Origin of the sequence: Novosphingobium sp. Leaf2, assembly GCF_001421325.1 — a bacterium.
Classification (GTDB): domain Bacteria; phylum Pseudomonadota; class Alphaproteobacteria; order Sphingomonadales; family Sphingomonadaceae; genus Novosphingobium.
The window spans coordinates 279,493-296,197 of sequence record NZ_LMJY01000012.1; the positions used below are offsets into that span (position 1 = coordinate 279,493).

At 64.8% G+C, this 16,705-nt stretch carries 19 protein-coding genes and 1 tRNA gene; 9 read left to right on the forward strand and 11 right to left on the reverse strand.

Annotated elements, in window-relative coordinates; genetic code table 11:
• Positions 1-93: 93 nt before the first annotated feature.
• Positions 94-1,410, forward strand: coding sequence for an MFS transporter (locus tag ASE49_RS07925; RefSeq protein WP_056770179.1), 1,317 nt, complete (start codon positions 94-96; stop codon positions 1,408-1,410).
• Between the two features lie 21 nt (positions 1,411-1,431).
• Here ASE49_RS07925 and ASE49_RS07930 read toward each other — a convergent pair whose 3' ends face one another.
• Positions 1,432-1,650, reverse strand: a complete 219-nt coding sequence (locus ASE49_RS07930; protein WP_235522883.1) for a hypothetical protein — start codon at positions 1,648-1,650, stop codon at positions 1,432-1,434.
• Positions 1,651-1,759: 109 nt separating this feature from the next.
• Positions 1,760-2,167, reverse strand: a complete 408-nt coding sequence (locus tag ASE49_RS07935) for an EVE domain-containing protein (protein ID WP_056770186.1) — start codon at positions 2,165-2,167, stop codon at positions 1,760-1,762.
• Positions 2,168-2,248: 81 nt separating this feature from the next.
• Here ASE49_RS07935 and ASE49_RS07940 point away from each other — a divergent pair, with 81 nt between their 5' ends.
• The 8 genes from ASE49_RS07940 (at position 2,249) to ASE49_RS07970 (ending at position 9,367) form a co-directional block, all read left to right on the forward strand.
• A complete protein-coding gene (locus ASE49_RS07940; RefSeq protein ID WP_056770188.1) occupies positions 2,249-3,196 on the forward strand; it encodes an isopenicillin N synthase family dioxygenase in 948 nt (315 codons plus the stop codon).
• A gap of 118 nt (positions 3,197-3,314) precedes the next feature.
• Positions 3,315-4,937, forward strand: coding sequence for a putative bifunctional diguanylate cyclase/phosphodiesterase (locus tag ASE49_RS07945; RefSeq protein WP_235522884.1), 1,623 nt, complete (start codon positions 3,315-3,317; stop codon positions 4,935-4,937).
• Between the two features lie 68 nt (positions 4,938-5,005).
• Positions 5,006-5,824 carry a diaminopimelate epimerase gene (dapF, locus tag ASE49_RS07950; RefSeq protein WP_056770191.1) on the forward strand — a complete coding sequence of 273 codons (819 nt, stop codon included), beginning with the start codon at positions 5,006-5,008 and terminating at the stop codon, positions 5,822-5,824.
• Positions 5,821-6,999 (forward strand): MiaB/RimO family radical SAM methylthiotransferase, encoded by a 1,179-nt coding sequence (locus ASE49_RS07955; protein ID WP_056770196.1) that lies wholly within the window; start codon positions 5,821-5,823, stop codon positions 6,997-6,999. The genes dapF and ASE49_RS07955 overlap by 4 nt, the downstream gene beginning before the upstream one ends.
• Positions 6,996-7,949: a signal recognition particle-docking protein FtsY gene (gene ftsY / locus ASE49_RS07960; RefSeq protein WP_056770198.1), complete on the forward strand. Its 954-nt coding sequence runs from the start codon at positions 6,996-6,998 to the stop codon at positions 7,947-7,949. Before ASE49_RS07955 ends, ftsY begins: the two co-directional genes overlap by 4 nt.
• Positions 7,949-8,614, forward strand: coding sequence for an inner membrane-spanning protein YciB (locus ASE49_RS07965; protein ID WP_056770201.1), 666 nt, complete (start codon positions 7,949-7,951; stop codon positions 8,612-8,614). Before ftsY ends, ASE49_RS07965 begins: the two co-directional genes overlap by 1 nt.
• Before the next feature lie 48 nt (positions 8,615-8,662).
• Positions 8,663-8,878, forward strand: a complete 216-nt coding sequence (locus ASE49_RS18175; RefSeq protein ID WP_156370198.1) for a hypothetical protein — start codon at positions 8,663-8,665, stop codon at positions 8,876-8,878.
• A 21-nt stretch (positions 8,879-8,899) separates the two neighbouring features.
• Complete coding sequence (locus ASE49_RS07970; RefSeq protein ID WP_056770204.1) at positions 8,900-9,367, forward strand: alpha/beta family hydrolase; 468 nt, start codon at positions 8,900-8,902, stop codon at positions 9,365-9,367.
• Between the two features lie 14 nt (positions 9,368-9,381).
• Here ASE49_RS07970 and ASE49_RS07975 read toward each other — a convergent pair whose 3' ends face one another.
• From ASE49_RS07975 to ASE49_RS08010, 9 genes are all read right to left on the reverse strand, one after another.
• On the reverse strand, positions 9,382-11,337 hold the full coding sequence (locus ASE49_RS07975; RefSeq protein ID WP_056770208.1) for a potassium transporter Kup: 1,956 nt from the start codon (positions 11,335-11,337) through the stop codon (positions 9,382-9,384).
• 145 nt (positions 11,338-11,482) lie between these two features.
• Positions 11,483-12,136 (reverse strand): tetratricopeptide repeat protein, encoded by a 654-nt coding sequence (locus ASE49_RS07980; RefSeq protein WP_056770209.1) that lies wholly within the window; start codon positions 12,134-12,136, stop codon positions 11,483-11,485.
• On the reverse strand, positions 12,136-12,549 hold the full coding sequence (locus ASE49_RS07985; RefSeq protein WP_056770211.1) for a cytochrome c-type biogenesis protein: 414 nt from the start codon (positions 12,547-12,549) through the stop codon (positions 12,136-12,138). Before ASE49_RS07985 ends, ASE49_RS07980 begins: the two co-directional genes overlap by 1 nt.
• Positions 12,546-13,064: a DsbE family thiol:disulfide interchange protein gene (locus ASE49_RS07990; RefSeq protein WP_235522885.1), complete on the reverse strand. Its 519-nt coding sequence runs from the start codon at positions 13,062-13,064 to the stop codon at positions 12,546-12,548. Before ASE49_RS07990 ends, ASE49_RS07985 begins: the two co-directional genes overlap by 4 nt.
• Positions 13,065-13,105: 41 nt before the next feature.
• Positions 13,106-15,070, reverse strand: a complete 1,965-nt coding sequence (locus ASE49_RS07995; RefSeq protein ID WP_056770215.1) for a heme lyase CcmF/NrfE family subunit — start codon at positions 15,068-15,070, stop codon at positions 13,106-13,108.
• On the reverse strand, positions 15,067-15,525 hold the full coding sequence (gene ccmE, locus ASE49_RS08000) for a cytochrome c maturation protein CcmE (protein WP_056770218.1): 459 nt from the start codon (positions 15,523-15,525) through the stop codon (positions 15,067-15,069). Before ccmE ends, ASE49_RS07995 begins: the two co-directional genes overlap by 4 nt.
• Positions 15,525-15,665 (reverse strand): hypothetical protein, encoded by a 141-nt coding sequence (locus tag ASE49_RS18530; protein WP_200921995.1) that lies wholly within the window; start codon positions 15,663-15,665, stop codon positions 15,525-15,527. The genes ccmE and ASE49_RS18530 overlap by 1 nt, the downstream gene beginning before the upstream one ends.
• A complete protein-coding gene (gene ccmC / locus ASE49_RS08005; protein ID WP_056770221.1) occupies positions 15,665-16,399 on the reverse strand; it encodes a heme ABC transporter permease CcmC in 735 nt (244 codons plus the stop codon). The genes ASE49_RS18530 and ccmC overlap by 1 nt, the downstream gene beginning before the upstream one ends.
• Positions 16,400-16,508: 109 nt before the next feature.
• Positions 16,509-16,585 (reverse strand) — tRNA-His (locus ASE49_RS08010).
• Between the last annotated feature and the right edge of the window lie 120 nt (positions 16,586-16,705).

A 16,705-nucleotide genomic window follows, 5' to 3' on the forward strand; every position in this document is an offset into this window, starting at 1 on the left:
TCCCCGAATAAAGTGCCGTGCGGGGCTTGTGCCCCCCGTTCACGCCATTAAGTGTCCCGGCATCCACGATAAGGCCGGCGGCATCTTTCCCTTATGACCACGACGACCCAGCTTATCCGGGCGCGACGCTTCCTTCCGCTGTTCGTCACCCAGCTTCTCGGGGCGTTCAACGACAACCTGTTCAAGAACGCGATGATCCTCTTCGTGGTCTACGAAGTGTATCATTCCGAAGCGCAGGAAGCGCGTTTCAGCGCGCTGGCTTCCGGAATCTTTATCATCCCGTTCTTCCTGTTTTCCGCGATGGCCGGCCAGTTGGCGGACATGCGGGACAAGGCGCGCCTGATCCGCATCATCAAGACGTGCGAGATCTTCATCATGCTGGTGGGCGGCGCCGGGCTGGCCCTGGCATGGCAGAACATCGGTATGCACACGGTGGCGATCCCGCTGATGCTGCTGGCGCTGTTCGCGATGGGCGTACACTCGACGTTTTTCGGCCCGATCAAGTATGCGATCCTGCCCCAGCACCTAACCCAGGCCGAAGTGCTTTCAGGCACCGGTCTGGTCGAGGCGGGGACGTATATCGCCGTGCTGGCCGGTACTATCGTGGCAGGCTGGATCAGCGTGGATGCAGCGGCAATCGGGGTAATCGTGGTGGCCGGCCTGGGCTGGATCGCGGGGCGGCAAGTGCCCCCGGCGATGCCGCAGGGCAAAGTGGAGCCGCTGGATTATCACCTGATCCGCTCGTCCGTCCATCTGGTGCGCACGACCATGAAGGACCGCCGCGTGTTTCTGGCGATCTGCGCGATCAGCTTCTTCTGGGCGATCGGCACGGTCATCTTCGTGCAGTTCCCGCCGCTCGCCAAGAACATGCTGATGGCCAGCAAGGAAGTTGCCAGCCTGTTTCTGGTCATCTTCTCGGTGGGTATCGCCATCGGCTCGGTGGCGATCAATGCGCTGCTCAAGGGCACCGTCTCGGCCCGCTGGTCGCCAGTGTCCGTCATCGGCATGGGCGCTTTCCTGGTCGCCTTCCAGGAGGTCTGCCGGGTCTGGCCGCATCATGATGGCCCGAATCGGTTGATGGACGTGGGCACGTTCGTGGTCCAGCCGCTGGCTGCGCCGCTGATGCTGACGTTGCTGGGCATTGCGATCTGCGGCGGCATGTTCGTGGTGCCGCTTTATGCGTTCCTGACAACGTTCGTGGAAAAATCGCAGGCCGCCCGAACGATTGCGGCGAACAACATCGTCAATTCCGGGGCGATGGTGATCGGCTCGCTCGCCACCGGGCTGATGACGATCGCGGGCGTCGCGGTTGCCCAGCAATTGCTGATCGTTTCGGTCAGCTGCCTGGCGTCGGCCTGGCTGGGCTATCTGCTGTTCCGTGCAGAAAAGGCCGCGCTGCCCGCCGCCTGACGCCGTCCGATCTGCGCGCCCTCAGGCGATAAACAGCATCACCGCGACGAAGCTGGCGCAATAGCTGGCCAGAAACCCCCGCCAGTCCCCACCGGACATCCGCCAGCGCGCGGCTGCTTCGGCATTTTCGGCAACTTCAGGATCGCCTTCCAGCGGTGCGGTAAAAACATGGGCCGGCAGCGACCGGCGAAACCAGTGGCCGGCGGCTTCCTGGGTGAGAACGAGTGCGCGACGTGTCATGCTGGGCATAATGCACGTCTTAACGATTTGTTTACCATCTAGACAATGGCGCGAAAACGACTTTCCCGAAACGGGACGGCGCTTTTCAGGGCGATGCCCGTCCGGCGCGTCAGTCCCCCGCCAGCGTCAGGATGTAATCCCACTCCGCATCCGTCACCGCCGCGACCGACAAGCGCGACAGTTTCACCAGTTCCATGTCCGCCAGCTTGGGATCGGCTTTCACCTGCTTGAGCGTGACCGGCGTTTTCAGCTTGCGCTTGGGCTTCACCTTCACCGCCGCCCATTTGCCCTCCGGGTCGCTGGGATCGGTGATGCCTGATTGGCTGATCGTGGCGATGCCGACGATCTCCTTGCCGATGTTGGAGTGGTAGAAGAACACCTCCTCGCCCACTTTCATGGCGCGCAGGTTGTTGGCCGCGCGGTGGTTGCGCACGCCGTCCCAGGTGCCCTCGCCTTCCGCCACCAGATCGTCCCAGCTGTAAGCGTCGGGTTCGGACTTCATGAGCCAGTGTGCCATTCTTGCGCCTTTCGGTTTAGACTGTTGCCGTCGCGGGCCCTAAAGGGGGTCGCATACCGATTCATCACGGAATGCACCATCATGGACCTCGCACAAATTCCCGTCCTCAGCCTGGCCGCTTCGGGCACCGGCGCCAGCACCGAGCTTGCGGCCGAACTGGGCAAGAGCTTTCGCATCTTCGGCTTTGCGATGATCCGCGACCACGGCATCGACCAGGCCCTGATCGACCGCGCCTGGCAGCTGACCGAGCGCTTCTTCGCGCTTCCCGAGGAGGTGAAACGCACATACCTCCACCCCGAGCAGGGCGGCGCGCGCGGCTACACGCCCTTCCGCACCGAAGTGGCGAAAGGCGCGACCGAGAAGGATCTCAAGGAATTCTGGCACGTGGGGCGCGATGTGCCGGCATCCTCCCCGCTTGCCGCCTCGATGCCGCCCAACGTCTGGCCTGACGAGATCGAGGGTTTTCGCGAAACCTTCACAGAGTTGTACGCCCAGTTCGATGTGGCCGGCGCGAAAGTGCTGTCCGCGATTGCCGTTGATCTTGGCCTTGATGCCCAATGGTTCGACCCGGCGATCGAGGATGGCAATTCAGTGCTGCGCCTACTGCATTACCCGCCCGTGGGTGAAGGCGCAGGCGGCGCGATTCGGGCCGGCGCGCATGAAGACATCAACCTCATCACGTTGCTGCTGGGCGCGCAGGAAGCGGGCCTGGAACTGCTGGGCAAGGATGGCCGCTGGCTGTCGGTGGCGCCGCCGGAAGGCGCGGTGGTGGTCAACATCGGCGACATGCTGCAGCGCCTGAGCAACCACGTGCTACCCTCCACCACCCACCGCGTCCGCAATCCCGAAGGCGCACGGGCGTGGCACAGCCGCTATTCGATGCCGTTCTTCCTGCATCTGCGCAGCGATTTTCCCTTCGTCACCCTGCCCCAGTGCATCAATGCGCAAAACCCGGACCGGTATCCGGTGTCCATCACCGCCGACGATTACCTGCAGGAACGGCTGCGCGAGATCGGCCTTAAAAAATAGTCACCGGGTCACGGTTTGCCGCATTGTGACCATACGACGTCCCGATGTTAATCAATATTTTAGAGGAAGTGCGTAGCCCCTGCATCAACAGGGGGCGACACCCTTGGGGGGTTCGGCGGTGAGCGCACACGGTATCAATTCGATGTTCTGGAATACCACTCAGGACAACACGCGGCGTCAAATCGATATCGTGGCCCTCGGGATCGTCACCGCCTCGATTCTTCTGTTCGTGGCAGTCGGCAGCGCGATCGGGCCTTCGGTGGTGCGTTCGCTTTCAGGCGGCGGCCCCGGGCCCAACGCGTTCCTCCTCAACGCCTTCCTCCTCAACATCGCGATCATCATCTTCGGATGGAGCCGCTACCGCGAACTGTGCGCCGAAATCGCAGCGCGCCGGCAGGCCGAACGCGAGGCGCTGCGTATGGCGAGCACCGATGCGATGACCGGTTTCCTCAACCGCCGCAGCTTCGACGCCGGTGTGGCGGCGCTACTGGCCCAGACGGCAGCCGGCAATCGGTCGTTAGCGCTCGTCATGATCGACCTCGACAACTTCAAGCAGGTCAACGACTATAACGGCCATGCCGTGGGCGACCTGCTGCTGCGCGAATGCGCCCGGCGAATGACGGCGGTCTTTCCCGCAAACGCGCTTATCGGCCGCATCGGCGGTGACGAATTTGCCGCTGCCCTGTTGTTCGATCCGCGGCGGCCCGGCACGATGGAGCGCACTGCAACTGCGCTTGTGACGGCGATCGCGCAGCCCTTGCAGGTGGGCGATGTGTTTATCGACACGACGGCCTCGGTAGGGCTTGCTCGCTCCGACCAGCTGGAGGCCGACCACCGCGATGCGGCGGCCTTGCTGGATATGGCCGATGTCGCGATGTATCACGCCAAGCGGCAAGGGCGGAATGCCTATGCCTGGTTCGAGCCGCATATGGCGGACGAGATGCGCTTTCGCTCCGAACTGGAGCAAGGTATCCGTGAAGGCATCGGGCGCGGAGAATTCGTGCCATTCTACGAACAGCAGATCGACCTGATGACGGGCGAGCTGACCGGCTTTGAAATGCTGGCACGGTGGGATTCGCCGCAGTTCGGGTTGATCGCGCCGGACATCTTCATACCTGTCGCGGAAGAAATCGGCGCGATCGGGGACTTGTCGCAGAGCGTGATCGCGCAGGCGCTGGAAGACGCCCGGACATGGGATTCCAAGCTGACGCTGGCGGTAAACATTTCGCCGGTGCAATTGCGTGACCCCTGGTTCGCCCAGAAGTTGCTGCACCTTCTGGTCGACGCCAACTTTCCGCCCCAGCGGCTGGAAATCGAGATTACCGAAAGCTGCCTGCACGACAATCTCGCCCAAGTGAGCGCCATCGTCACAAGCCTGAAAAATCAGGGCGTGTGCGTCAGCCTTGACGATTTCGGCACCGGCTACAGCTCGATCGGCCAGCTGCGCCACATTCCCTTCGACCGCATCAAGATCGACCGCAGCTTCGTCTCACGCCTGATCGAGGACAAGGACAGCGCCGCCATCGTGCGCGCGATCGCTGTGCTGGGCGAAGGGCTGGACATGCCGGTGACGGCCGAGGGCATCGAAACGCAGGATGTGCTGGAGCACTTGCGCCAGTTCGCCGGCATCACCGGTCAAGGCTACCTATATGGCCGGCCCCGGCGCGCACACGAACTGAGCGACTGGCTGGAAAGCGGCAAGCCGGACGCCGACGAAGACCCGCTTGCCAGGCGCGCCTGAACACCTGAGCTACGCCTGAGCCGCGCGATAAATTGACCTTAGGCGCGCCAACACCTAGATCGCGCGCAATGCGGATCGACTTCACCAAGATGCACGGCCTGGGCAACGATTTCATCGTGCTCGATGGGCGCGAGGGTGCACTGCCACCGCTGGACGCAGCGTTCGCCGCTGCGCTGGCGGACCGGCACACCGGCATCGGCTGCGATCAGCTGATCGTGCTGCACCCATCCGACAGGGCGGATTTTCGCATGCGCATCTACAACGCGGACGGCAGCGAAGTGGAAGCATGCGGCAACGCCACCCGGGCAGTGGGGCTGCTCCACGGTCGCCCTGCCCGCATCGAAACGCTGGGCGGTATCATCACCTCAAGCCCTGCCCAAGGCGGCATCAGCGTCGAAATGGGCACGCCGAGCTTCGATTGGGACGCGATCCCTTTAGCCTTTGCGATGGACACGCAGGCAATGCCGGTGGCGTGGGAAGCACTGGTCAACCCCGTGGCCGTGAACGTGGGCAACCCCCACGTCATCTTCTTCGTGGCCGATCCCTACGCCATCGACATGGCGCGCCTGGGGCCCATGATCGAGACCGACCCGCTGTTCCCCGCCCGCATCAACGTGAACGTCGCTGCCGTCACCGCGCGCGATGCCATCACCTTGCGGGTGTGGGAGCGCGGTGCGGGCCTGACGCGCGCATGCGGCACCGGTGCATGCGCCACGGCCATCGGCGCCATGAAGCGCGGCCTTGTGGACCGGCGCGTCACCGTCACCCTGCCCGGCGGTCCGCTGAAGATCGCATGGCGCGAGGACGGCGAGATCGTGATGACCGGGCCAGCCACCGAATCGTTTCGCGGCAGCTTCGATCCGGCGGATTTCGGGATCGCGCTTTGACGGTTGAGGTCCACTCACTCGGCTGCCGGCTCAACCTTGCCGAAAGCGAGACGTTGCGCGGTCTGCTGGCTGATGCGCAGGATCTTGTCGTCATCAATTCGTGCGCTGTCACCGCCGAAGCGGTGCGCCAGACCCGTCAGACCATCCGCCGCGCGCGCCGCGCGCGGCCTAACGCCCGCCTCATCGTGACCGGATGCGCCGCGCAGGTCGAGCGCGAGGCGCTGGCCGCGATGCCCGAGGTTGACGGGCTGGTGGCCAACACCGCCAAGCTCGATCCGCGCGCCTGGAACATCGCCCCGGCCACCACGGCTCGGCCCCGGCAAGCCTATACCCGCGGCTTCGTGCAGGTGCAGAACGGCTGCGACCATGCCTGCACGTTCTGCGTCATTCCCCAAGGCCGCGGCCCCAGCCGCTCACGCACCGTTGCGGACGTGCTGGACGATGTCGCCGTGCATCTGGACGCCGGCGTGCAGGAAATCGTGCTGACCGGGGTGGACCTTACCTCTTGGGGCGGCGACCTGCCCGGCAGCCCGCGCCTTGGCGCGTTGGCCGAGGCCCTGCTCATCCGCTTTCCCGATCTGCCGCGCCTGCGTTTGTCCTCCATCGACGGTGCGGAAGTGGACCCGGCGCTGTTCGAACTGCTGGCGGGCGATGCGCGGGTAATGCCGCATGTGCACCTCTCGCTCCAGCACGGGCATGACCTGATGCTCAAGCGCATGAAGCGCCGCCATACCCGCGCGGATGCCATCGCGCTGGTGCAAGGTCTGCGCGCTCGCCGACCGGAGATCGCCATCGGCGCGGATCTGATCGCCGGCTTTCCCACCGAAGATGACGCCGCCCACTCAGCCAACTTGTCCATCATCGCGGAACTGGGCGTAGTTCACGGCCACGTGTTCCCCTACTCCCAGCGCCCCGGCACACCAGCCGCGCGCATGCCGCAAGTGGATCACGCCCTCATCCGCAGCCGAGCGAGCGCCTTGCGCGCGGCGATCGCGGACGTGCGCGCCGCGTGGCTTGCGGGGCATCTGGGCAAGCCGCTAAGGGTGCTTGCTGAAAAGGGTGGAACCGGCCACGCGGAAGACTTCGCGCCCGTGCGATTGCCCCCCGGCACCGTGCCCGGCACCCTGATAAGCACCACCCCGACCCGCATAGTCGAAGGAATATTGGAAGCATGAGCATCGACGACCAGCAGACCGGAGACGCTTCCGGCGCGGACTGGTCCGACCGTCTGTTCGGGGGCTTTCGCAAGACCTCCGAGCGTCTTGCCGGCAACTTGTCCGGCATTGTCGGTGCCTCGCGCCTGACGAGCGCGCAGCTTGACGATCTGGAAGATGCGCTGATCATGTCGGACCTTGGCCCGCGCGCCGCCGCCCGCATCCGTGACCAGCTGGCCGCAGAGCGGTTCGAACGCGACGCCGACGAGCGGGCGATCATGGAAGTGGTCGCCCGCGAAATCGCCGAGATCCTGCGCCCGGTCGCCAAGCCGCTCGACATCATCGCGTTTCCCCGCCCGCAGGTGATCCTGGTGATCGGCGTCAACGGTTCGGGCAAGACCACCACGATCGCCAAGCTGGCGCATTTGTTCCAGGAGCAGGACTATTCGGTGATGCTGGCGGCGGGTGACACGTTCCGCGCTGCCGCCATCGGGCAATTGCGCGTGTGGGCGGACCGGCTGGCCATCCCCATCGTCACCGGCCCCGAAGGCGGCGATCCCGCGTCCGTCGTGTTCGATGCGGTGAAGGCGGCCACCGATACCGGAATCGACGCGCTGATCGTGGATACTGCCGGGCGCCTGCAGAACAAGCGCGAGTTGATGGACGAACTTGCCAAGATCCACCGCGTGCTGGGCCGCATCAACCCGGCGGCCCCGCACGACGTGGTGCTGGTGCTCGATGCCACCAACGGCCAGAACGCGCTGTCGCAGATCGAGATCTTCAAGCAGGTGGCCAACGTGACCGGCCTGATCATGACCAAGCTGGATGGCACCGCGCGCGGGGGCATCCTGGTGGCGGCGGCCGAACAATACGGTCTGCCCATCCACGCCATCGGCGTCGGCGAAAAGATCGACGACCTGCGCCCCTTCAATCCCGACCTGCTCGCGCGGGTCATCGCCGGGATCGCCTGATGACGACTGACACTGCCAAGCCCAAGCCGAAGGCCAGCTGGCTTAACCTTGTGGTCGATTACGGGCCGCTGCTCGTGTTCTTCCTGGCGTATCGCCATTTCTCGCCGGAGGGCGATGCGCAGCCGCTCGCCACCGTGGCCGCCGTCATCAAGGGCACCATCGCCTTTATGGTCGCCACGGTCATCGCGCTGGTGGTGTCCAAATGGCGTCTGGGCCACATATCGCCGATGCTGTGGCTGACCACGGTGCTGATCCTGGGCTTCGGCTCACTCACCGTGATTTTCCATGATCCGTTCTGGATTCAGGTGAAGCCGACCGCGGTCTACGTGATGTTCGCGGTGGTGCTGTTCGTCGGGCTGTGGCGCGGCAAGCCGATGCTGAAATACCTGCTGCAATCCGCGTTCGAGGGTTTGAACGACGAAGGCTGGATGAAGCTGTCACGCAATTGGGCGTGGTTCTTCGTGTTCCTGGCGGCGCTGAACGAGGGGCTGCGCTGGAAATTCAACGTAGCCAACGGCAACTTCGGCACGTGGCTACAGCTGAAAGTCTGGCTGTTCACCGTGCTGTCGTTCGTGTTCACGTTCTCGCAGCTGCCGATGGTGCTGAAGCACGGCATGGGTGATGACGCGAAGGAAGAACTGATCGAAACGCCGCCGCACGACTGAGGCGGCAGGCGCTGACGCAAAAGTGGCCCGCAGAGCCTTGGGAGGGGCATGGGAACGGCAGGGACGATCATCGTGGTCGGGCGCACCAACACGGTGCGGCAATCCGATGCCATCCGCGCGCTGCTGCTACGCCTGGAAGCATGCGGCTTTACCCTGGTGTGGTTCCAGTCACACTACACGTTGTCCTACGCGCGAGTCACCGCACGGATAGAGCGGAAATTTCCCGCCCTCTCCTGCCTGCGTGACCGTCGACGATTTTCCTAGCGGCGTGTGGTACGCGTTGCGATGCGCGTGCTGCTGGTCGCGATGGACCAGCATCGTTACGATCACATCTACACTGCCCTGCGCGGCCAGCCCGCCAACACTGCGCGTCAGCTGCGAGTGATGCTGGATACGATGGGCGGGCAGCCCGTCCACTTCGTGACCCATTCGGCAGGCGGTATATCGGCGACGATGCTGGCCGATCATCCGCAAGTCTCGCACATCGTCTGCTTCGGTTATCCGTTCCAGCACCCGCAGCACCCGCCGCAAGCCTTTCGCACCGCGCATCTCGCCAGCGTGAGAAAACCCCTGATGATCCTTCAAGGCGATGCCGACACCTATGGAAACGACGCGCGTGTTTTCGGTCGGCACCTGCCCCCAGATACGCGCACGGTGACGCTGGCATGTGATCACGACTACGATCCGCTGAGCGAGCAGGATCAGGATCGCGCCTTTGCCGCGCTGGCAGCCTTCCTGCCGCAGTCGGACTAGGTCGCGCCCGGCTGTCAGATCTCCAGCTGGCTACCCAGTTCAACAACACGGTTGGTGGGGAGGCGGAAGAACTCCATCGCGCTGGCGGCGTTGCGCATCATCCACGCGAACAGCTTTTCCCGCCAGATCGCCATGCCTGGCTTTTCAGATGCGACGAGCGTCTGACGTGAAAGGAAGAAGCTGGTCTTCATCATCTCGAACGGACCGCCGCACATCGGCGCATGGGCCAGCGCCGCCGGAATGTCGGTTTCCTCCATGAAGCCGTAGCGCACGGTCATGCGATAGAATCCCTGGCCCAGATCGGCCACGGTGAACCGCTCGTTCGCCTCGACGTATGGGCCGTCCTGCACTTCCACCGTCAGCACCACCACCCGTTCATGCAACACCTTGTTGTGCTTGATGTTATGCAGCAGCGCCGATGGTACGCCCACGTTGGACGAGGCCAGAAAAATTGCCGTGCCCGGCACCCGCGCGGCGCTGCCGTGGGCGCTTTTGGCAAAGACGTTGAGCGGCAAGGCCGCCTCGGTCATCCGCTCGCGCATCAGGCGGCGGCCCCGGTTCCACGTGGTGAGCAGGGTGAAGGCGATACCGCCGATCATCAGCGGGAACCAGCCGCCGTCCGGCACCTTGGTGGCGTTGGCGGCGAAGTAGGCGCCATCGACCAGGAAGAACAGGGCGATGAACGGCGCGGCCATCCACAGTTTCCAGCGCCACAGCGCGATCACCAGCACCGCCATCAGGCAGGTGTCGATGAGCATCGCCCCGGTCACCGCGATCCCGTAGGCGGACGCCAGATTGGACGAGTTCTGGAACACCAGCACCAGAACGATCACACCGGTCATCAGCGCCCAGTTCACGAAAGGGATGTAGATCTGCCCAACTTCATGTTCGCTGGTGTGCCGCGTGGACAAGCGCGGTATGAAGCCCAGTTGCATCGCCTGATGGGTGATCGAGAACGCGCCAGAGATCACCGCCTGGCTGGCGATGAAGGTGGCGCACGTGGCCAGGATCACCAGCGGCAGGCGCAGCGATTCGGGCGCAAGGTTGAAGAACGGGTTCTCCATCGCCACTGCCGCCTGCGCGTCGTCGAGGCTCAGGATCATCGCGGCCTGCCCGAAGTAGTTGATGAGCAGGCACGGCATCACCACGCTGAACCATGACAGGCGCAACGGTCCGCGCCCGAAGTGGCCCATGTCCGAATACAGCGCTTCCGCGCCCGTCACCGCCAGCACCACCGAGCCCAGCGCCAGGAAGCCCAGGATCTTGTCGGTCAGGAAGAACTGGATGGCGTACCAAGGGTTGAGCGCGACCAGCACCTGCGGCATCTGAATCAGATGGTAGATGCCAAGCACCGCCAGCGTGGCGAAATACAGCACCATGATCGGTGAAAACAGCGCGCCGATCCGCGCCGTGCCGCGCTTCTGGATGATGAACAGCCCCACCAGCAGCACCAGCGCGATCGGCAGAACGAACGGGGAAAGGCTGGATTCGACCACCGTCAGGCCTTCCACGGCGGACAGCACGGACACCGCCGGGGTAATCATCGAATCGCCATAGAACAGCGAGGTCGCGAAGACGCCCAGCAGCACGAGCAGCGGGCTATAGCGGGTCTTGCGGATCGTGCCGGAAATCAGCGCCACCAGCGCCAGGCTGCCGCCCTGCCCCTTGTTGTCGGCGCGCATCAGCACGCTGACGTACTGGACCGACACCACCAGCGTCATCGACCAGAAGATCAGGCTGACGACGCCTAGAATGTGCAGTTCGTCGATCGCCAGCGGATGCGGTCCGACAAACGTTTCCCGGAACGCATAGATCGGGCTGGTGCCGATATCGCCAAATACGACGCCCACTGCACCGAGCGCGAGCTTGGTGATATTGCCTGTGCCGTGCTTGCCGCCTGACGGCGCAGAGGCATGAGACTCGTCGATCGTCGCAGGGACGTAAGACGTGTCCGCTGGTGAATCACTCATTCAGGCGTCCTGTCATGGACTCGCAAGGCACGCTGGCAGCGTGCGCGGGAAGGCCTGCGCCGTTAGCAGCATGCCCGCACGCAAGCAACGATACTTACATGGTCGTAAGGAATGGGCCCGACCAACGGATCGCGCTGCCGTTCGCTTAGCGCTGGTCTGGCGATGCCTGGGCCTTCTGCGCGGCCAGCACGGCGTCCAGTTGCATGAGCTGCTGGGCAAGCGGCAGGCGCCACGGCGCGTCTTCCGGCGCGCGCAAGACCAGTTCCAGCCACAACTTGCGCGCCTGCGCCAGATCGCCTTGGCGTGCGTATGCGAGCCCCAGGAAGAAGGGGGGGCCCGGCGCATCAGCATCGGACTGCGCCGCGCGGCGATAGGCATACAGCGAGGCGGGCGTCAGCGTGCCATCGGCGTGGGCCACCAGCGCGTTGGCCATCGCCAGCCATGCTTCGGAGTTACCGGGATCGGCCTGCACCGCACCGCGCAGGATTTCCGCGGCATCGGCATATTCACCATTGCGCGCCAGTCCATCGGCGATGACGACCCAGTGGTTGGTAGGGGGAATGCCGCTTTTGCTGAACTTGGAACGCGCATCGACCATCGCCGCCGGATTGTCCGCCACCGGCTCGACAGTATCCTTGGGCGCGCCGGCCATCCGGGGCGATCCTTGCGCGGCATAACCGGCCAGGCCCAGCAGCAGCGTGCTTGCCACGGCCTCACGCGCACCGCGCGGCACCTTGAGCACGAACAGCAGAACCGTCAGCACGGCAATCACCAGGAGGACGACTGGTATCCAGCCCATCACGCGCTCTTTCTACGGGTAAAGCGCCGACGCAGCAGCAGGAACGCCACCAGCGCCAGCACCACGGGCAGCGCGAACAGCGGCCAGGTCAGCCCCGTCAGCTGCGGCGCATAACTGACATAATCGCCATACCGCTCGATCAGCCATTGCCGGATGGCTTCAGGCTGTTCGCCGCGCGCGATGCGTTCACGTACCAGCGATCGCATCGCCCCGGCAATCGGCGCATCCGAATCGGCGATCGACTGGCCCTGACATTGCAGGCAGCGCAGCGTTTCCATCAGCCGCTGCGCGCGTGCTTCCTGCGCCGCGTCGGCCAGCTGGCGATAGGCGTACGGTGCGGTGGATTGCGCCTCCTGCGCGAGCGCGGGCGCGGCAAGGGCGATGGCCACAGACAGCAGGAGCAGACGCTTCACTGCTGCGCCTCCTTCAGCTTGCCCAGCAGCATGTCCACATGTTCAGGGCGAATCTCACCGATATGCTGGTAGACGATCACGCCCTCGCCATCGACGACATAGGTTTCCGGCACACCGGACGAACCGAGCGCGAGTTGCACTTGGCCATCATCATCCGCCCCGATGCGTTGGAACGGGTTGCCGTTCTGCGCCAGGAACGCCTGCAAGTCGGCGCGCGTGTCCCGCACGGAAATGCCTTCGATAGACACGCCGGCCTTGGCCAGTGCGCCCAGTTGCGGCGCTTCGACGCGGCACGGAATGCACCAGCTGGCAAAGATGTTGACCAGATGCGGCTTGCCATCGGCCAGCGCTGAACTGCGAAGGCCGGGCCGATCGGGAAGCGCGGGCGGCAACGCGAATTGCGGCATCGCCTTGCCTACCAGCGCGCTCGTCACGGTGCGGTCTGCCGGGCGCAGCAACCCGACCAGCAGCAGGCCCGCGAACACGATAAACAGGCCCAGCGGCAGCCAGAGCATATATCCCGGCGCTTTAGGCGGCGGCGGTGAGGCTTGCGCACTCATCGGCCCTGTCGTTCCCGGCGGGAGGCGATCTTGTCTTTCACCGAAATGCGCTTGAGATCAGCGGCTGCGCGGCCCAGCAGCGCCAACACCCCGCCCAGCGCGATCAGCAATCCGCCGCCCCAGATCAGCGGCGCGAACGGCTTCCACCACAACCGCAGCTGCCAGCGATCGCCGGCCTGCCGCGCCGCCGGCGCTTCGCCGCCCAGCACCGTGTACAGTTGCCCGTTCCAGCGCGTGAGCAGCGCGGATTCGCTGGTCTGCTGCGGCGGCGCCCAGAAGCCACGCGCCTGCGGCAGCATCTGCGTAACCTTGCCGTCGTCGCCGTACCGCACCAGCAGGCGCGCCTCCAGCGCGGTCCAGTTAGGGCCGGCCACCGGCTCCACGCTATCCAGCTTCACGTCCCACGGGCCCACCTGGGTCACCTCGCCCGCCCGCAGCGCCACCAGCTTTTCTATCGAGAACGCGCTTTCGCTGCTCATCCCGAACAGCGAAACCGCTATGCCGAAATGGGCGATCACCATGCCCCACACCGGCAACGGCACGCGGCGCAGATTGCGCCCTTTCAGCGGCAGCACGCTTGCCCACGCGAGGCCGGCCGCCAACACCAGTCCGATGAACGGCAGCAGCGGCGCGCCGCCGATCACCACCACCAAAATCCCCGCGGCGATCACCAGCATGGCCGGGATCACCAGCAGCCGGCCCACCCGCGCGAACGTATCGCGCCGCCAGCGCAGCAACGGCCCCACCATCAGCACCACCAGCATCGGCACCGCGAACAGCGCGCTCATGGGGTTGAAATACGGCGGCCCGACCGAGACTTTCGCGCCCATCGCTTCGGCCAGCAGCGGATACAGCGTGCCAAACAGCACGATGCCCAGGATCGCGCACAGCATCACATTGTTGAACACCAGCGCGGCTTCGCGGCTTACGGGCGCAAAGCGCTCACCCTCCGCCACGGTGCCCGCCCGCAGCCCGAACAGCGCCAGCGCGCCGCCGATGTAGATCGCCAGCAGCACCAGAATGAACGTGCCGCGCTGCGGATCGACGGCGAAAGCGTGAACGCTGGTCAGAATGCCGGAGCGCACCAGAAACGTGCCGATCATCGACATCGAAAAGGCGATGACGCCCAGCATGATCGTCCACGCTCGCAAGGCATCGCGCGATGCCAGCACGCTGACGGAGTGCAGCAGCGCGGTCGCCGCCAGCCACGGCATCAGCGAGGCGTTCTCCACCGGGTCCCAGAACCACCAGCCGCCCCAGCCCAGTTCGTAATAGGCCCAATAGGAGCCGGCGGTGATGCCGATGGTCAGGAATATCCACGCGCCCAGCACCCAGGGGCGCATTGCGCGCGCGAAAGCCGGTCCCACCTCGCGCGTCACCAGCGCGCCAATGGCGAAACTGAAGGCGATGGAGAGCCCGACGTAGCCCAGATACAGCGTGGGCGGATGGAACGCGAGGCCCAGGTCCTGCAGCAGCGGGTTGAGGCCGTTGCCTTCCGCCGGCACCGGAGAAAGCCGCTCGAACGGGTTGGACGCGATCAGCAGGAAACCATAGAAACCCAGGCTCACGAACGCCTGCCCGGCCAGCGTAGCCAGCATTGTGCGTTCCGGCAGCCGCCGCTCCACCAGCGCCACGAAGCCGCCGCCAAGGCCCATCACCGTGACCCACAGCAGCATCGAGCCTTCGTGATTGCCCCAAGTCCCGGCGATCTTGTAGATCAGCGGTTTCATCGAATGCGAATTGAGCGCGACCAGCTTCACCGACAGATCGGTGACGGCAAACACATAGACGAGGCAGGCGAACGCCAGCAGCGCCAGCAGCCCCTGCACGATAGCCACCGGGCGCACCGCATCGCCTAGGCTGGCCCCGCGCACCGTCAGCCCCAACACTCCGGCAACGAGTTGCAGCGCGGCCAGCGCGGCGGCAAGCCACAAGGCGGCCAGGCCCAGTTCGGCGATCATTGCGTTTCCGCCACCACTTGCTTGGCCTGCGCGCGGGTCATGTTCTGCATTTCGCGCGGGACATAGTTTTCATCATGCTTGGCCAGCAGGTTGTCGGCCACGAACGTGCCGCTGGTGCCCATCTTGCCTTCCGCCACCACGCCCGATCCTTCGACAAACAGTGACGGCACGATGCCGCGGAACACCACCGGCACGTGCGCCTTGCCATCGCTGACCACGAAATGGATCGTTACCCCGTCCGCCGCGGTCTTGAGCGAGCCTTTTTCCACCATGCCGCCCAGCCTGACGGCGCGATCCGGCTCTGGCGGACGGGCGACGATGTCGCTGGGCACATAGAAATAACTGGCCTGATTACGCAGCGCCCACGCGGACAGCAACACCGCCGCCACCAGCACTACCAGCGCGATTGCCAGGAGCACCAGACGCTGATGCTTGGCCTTGACCGTCCCTGCCATCAGCGTTTCCGGGCCGCGTCGCGGCGCTTTTCAGCGCGGCGCATCGTCAGCAAGGACCAGCCGATCATGCCCAGCGTCGCGCCGATGCCGATGGCATAAGCGGCGATCACGAACGACCAGGGGTCCATCGCCTCACGCATCAGAACGCCTCAACCGCGCCCAGCGCCTTGCGCCGCAGCCGCGCGTCGGCCTGCCGGGTGGCCAATAGCGCCCGCATCCGCGCCAGCACGCATCCGGCGAAGATCAGCGTGAAGCCCAGCATTGCCAGCAACAGCGGCCACAGGAAATCGCCGCTGATCGCAGACTTGCCCAGCGTGATGCTGGGGGGCTGGTGCTGGCTGTTCCACCAGATGACCGAATAATGGATGATCGGAATATTCACTGCGCCCACCAACCCGAAGATCGCCGGGGCGCGGCTTTGCCCGCCGTCCGCCGCCTCGCTGGCTTGCGCCAGGGCCAGCCAGCCGAAATATAGAAACAGCAGTACCAGCATGCTGGTCAGCCGCCCGTCCCACACCCACCATGTGCCCCATGCCGGACGTCCCCAGAGCGACCCGGTGACCAGACACAGGGCGGTAAATACCGCGCCGGGCACCGCGCAGGCGCGCGCGGCGATCACGGACAGCGGATGGCGCCAGACCAGTTCGGCAAAACTTGCGCCGGCTATCCCGATCCAGCCGGCCATCCCCAGCCACGCGGCCGGCACATGCAGGTACATGATCCGCACCGTCTCTCCCTGCAGTCGCTCGGCCGGGGCGAGGAACACGCCCCAGCCCAGCGCTGCCGCCGCCACGAGTACGCCCACGCCCATGCACAGGGGCATCAGCCAGCGCGCCATGCGCAGAAACCGGGCGGGATTGGCAAGGCCATGCATGTCACCCGCGCTTCTATAGCGAGCGGGAAAAGGAGCAAGTGGCTCTCATGGCATTGGCGTGATTTTAGCGGCTTTCCGCAAGAGTGCACACTGTATTTCAGTGGAGAAATGGGGCGACCGATGGGGTTCGAACCCACGACCTCCGGTACCACAAACCGGCGCTCTAACCAACTGAGCTACGATCGCCACACGGCCAGGACATCGCGTCCGCCGTCACCATCACCGAATGGAACGCAAATGCGCGCATCCGGTGCGGGAGCGCGCATTTGCACATGGCGGGCGGACTTGCAAAGCAAAAATGGGCGT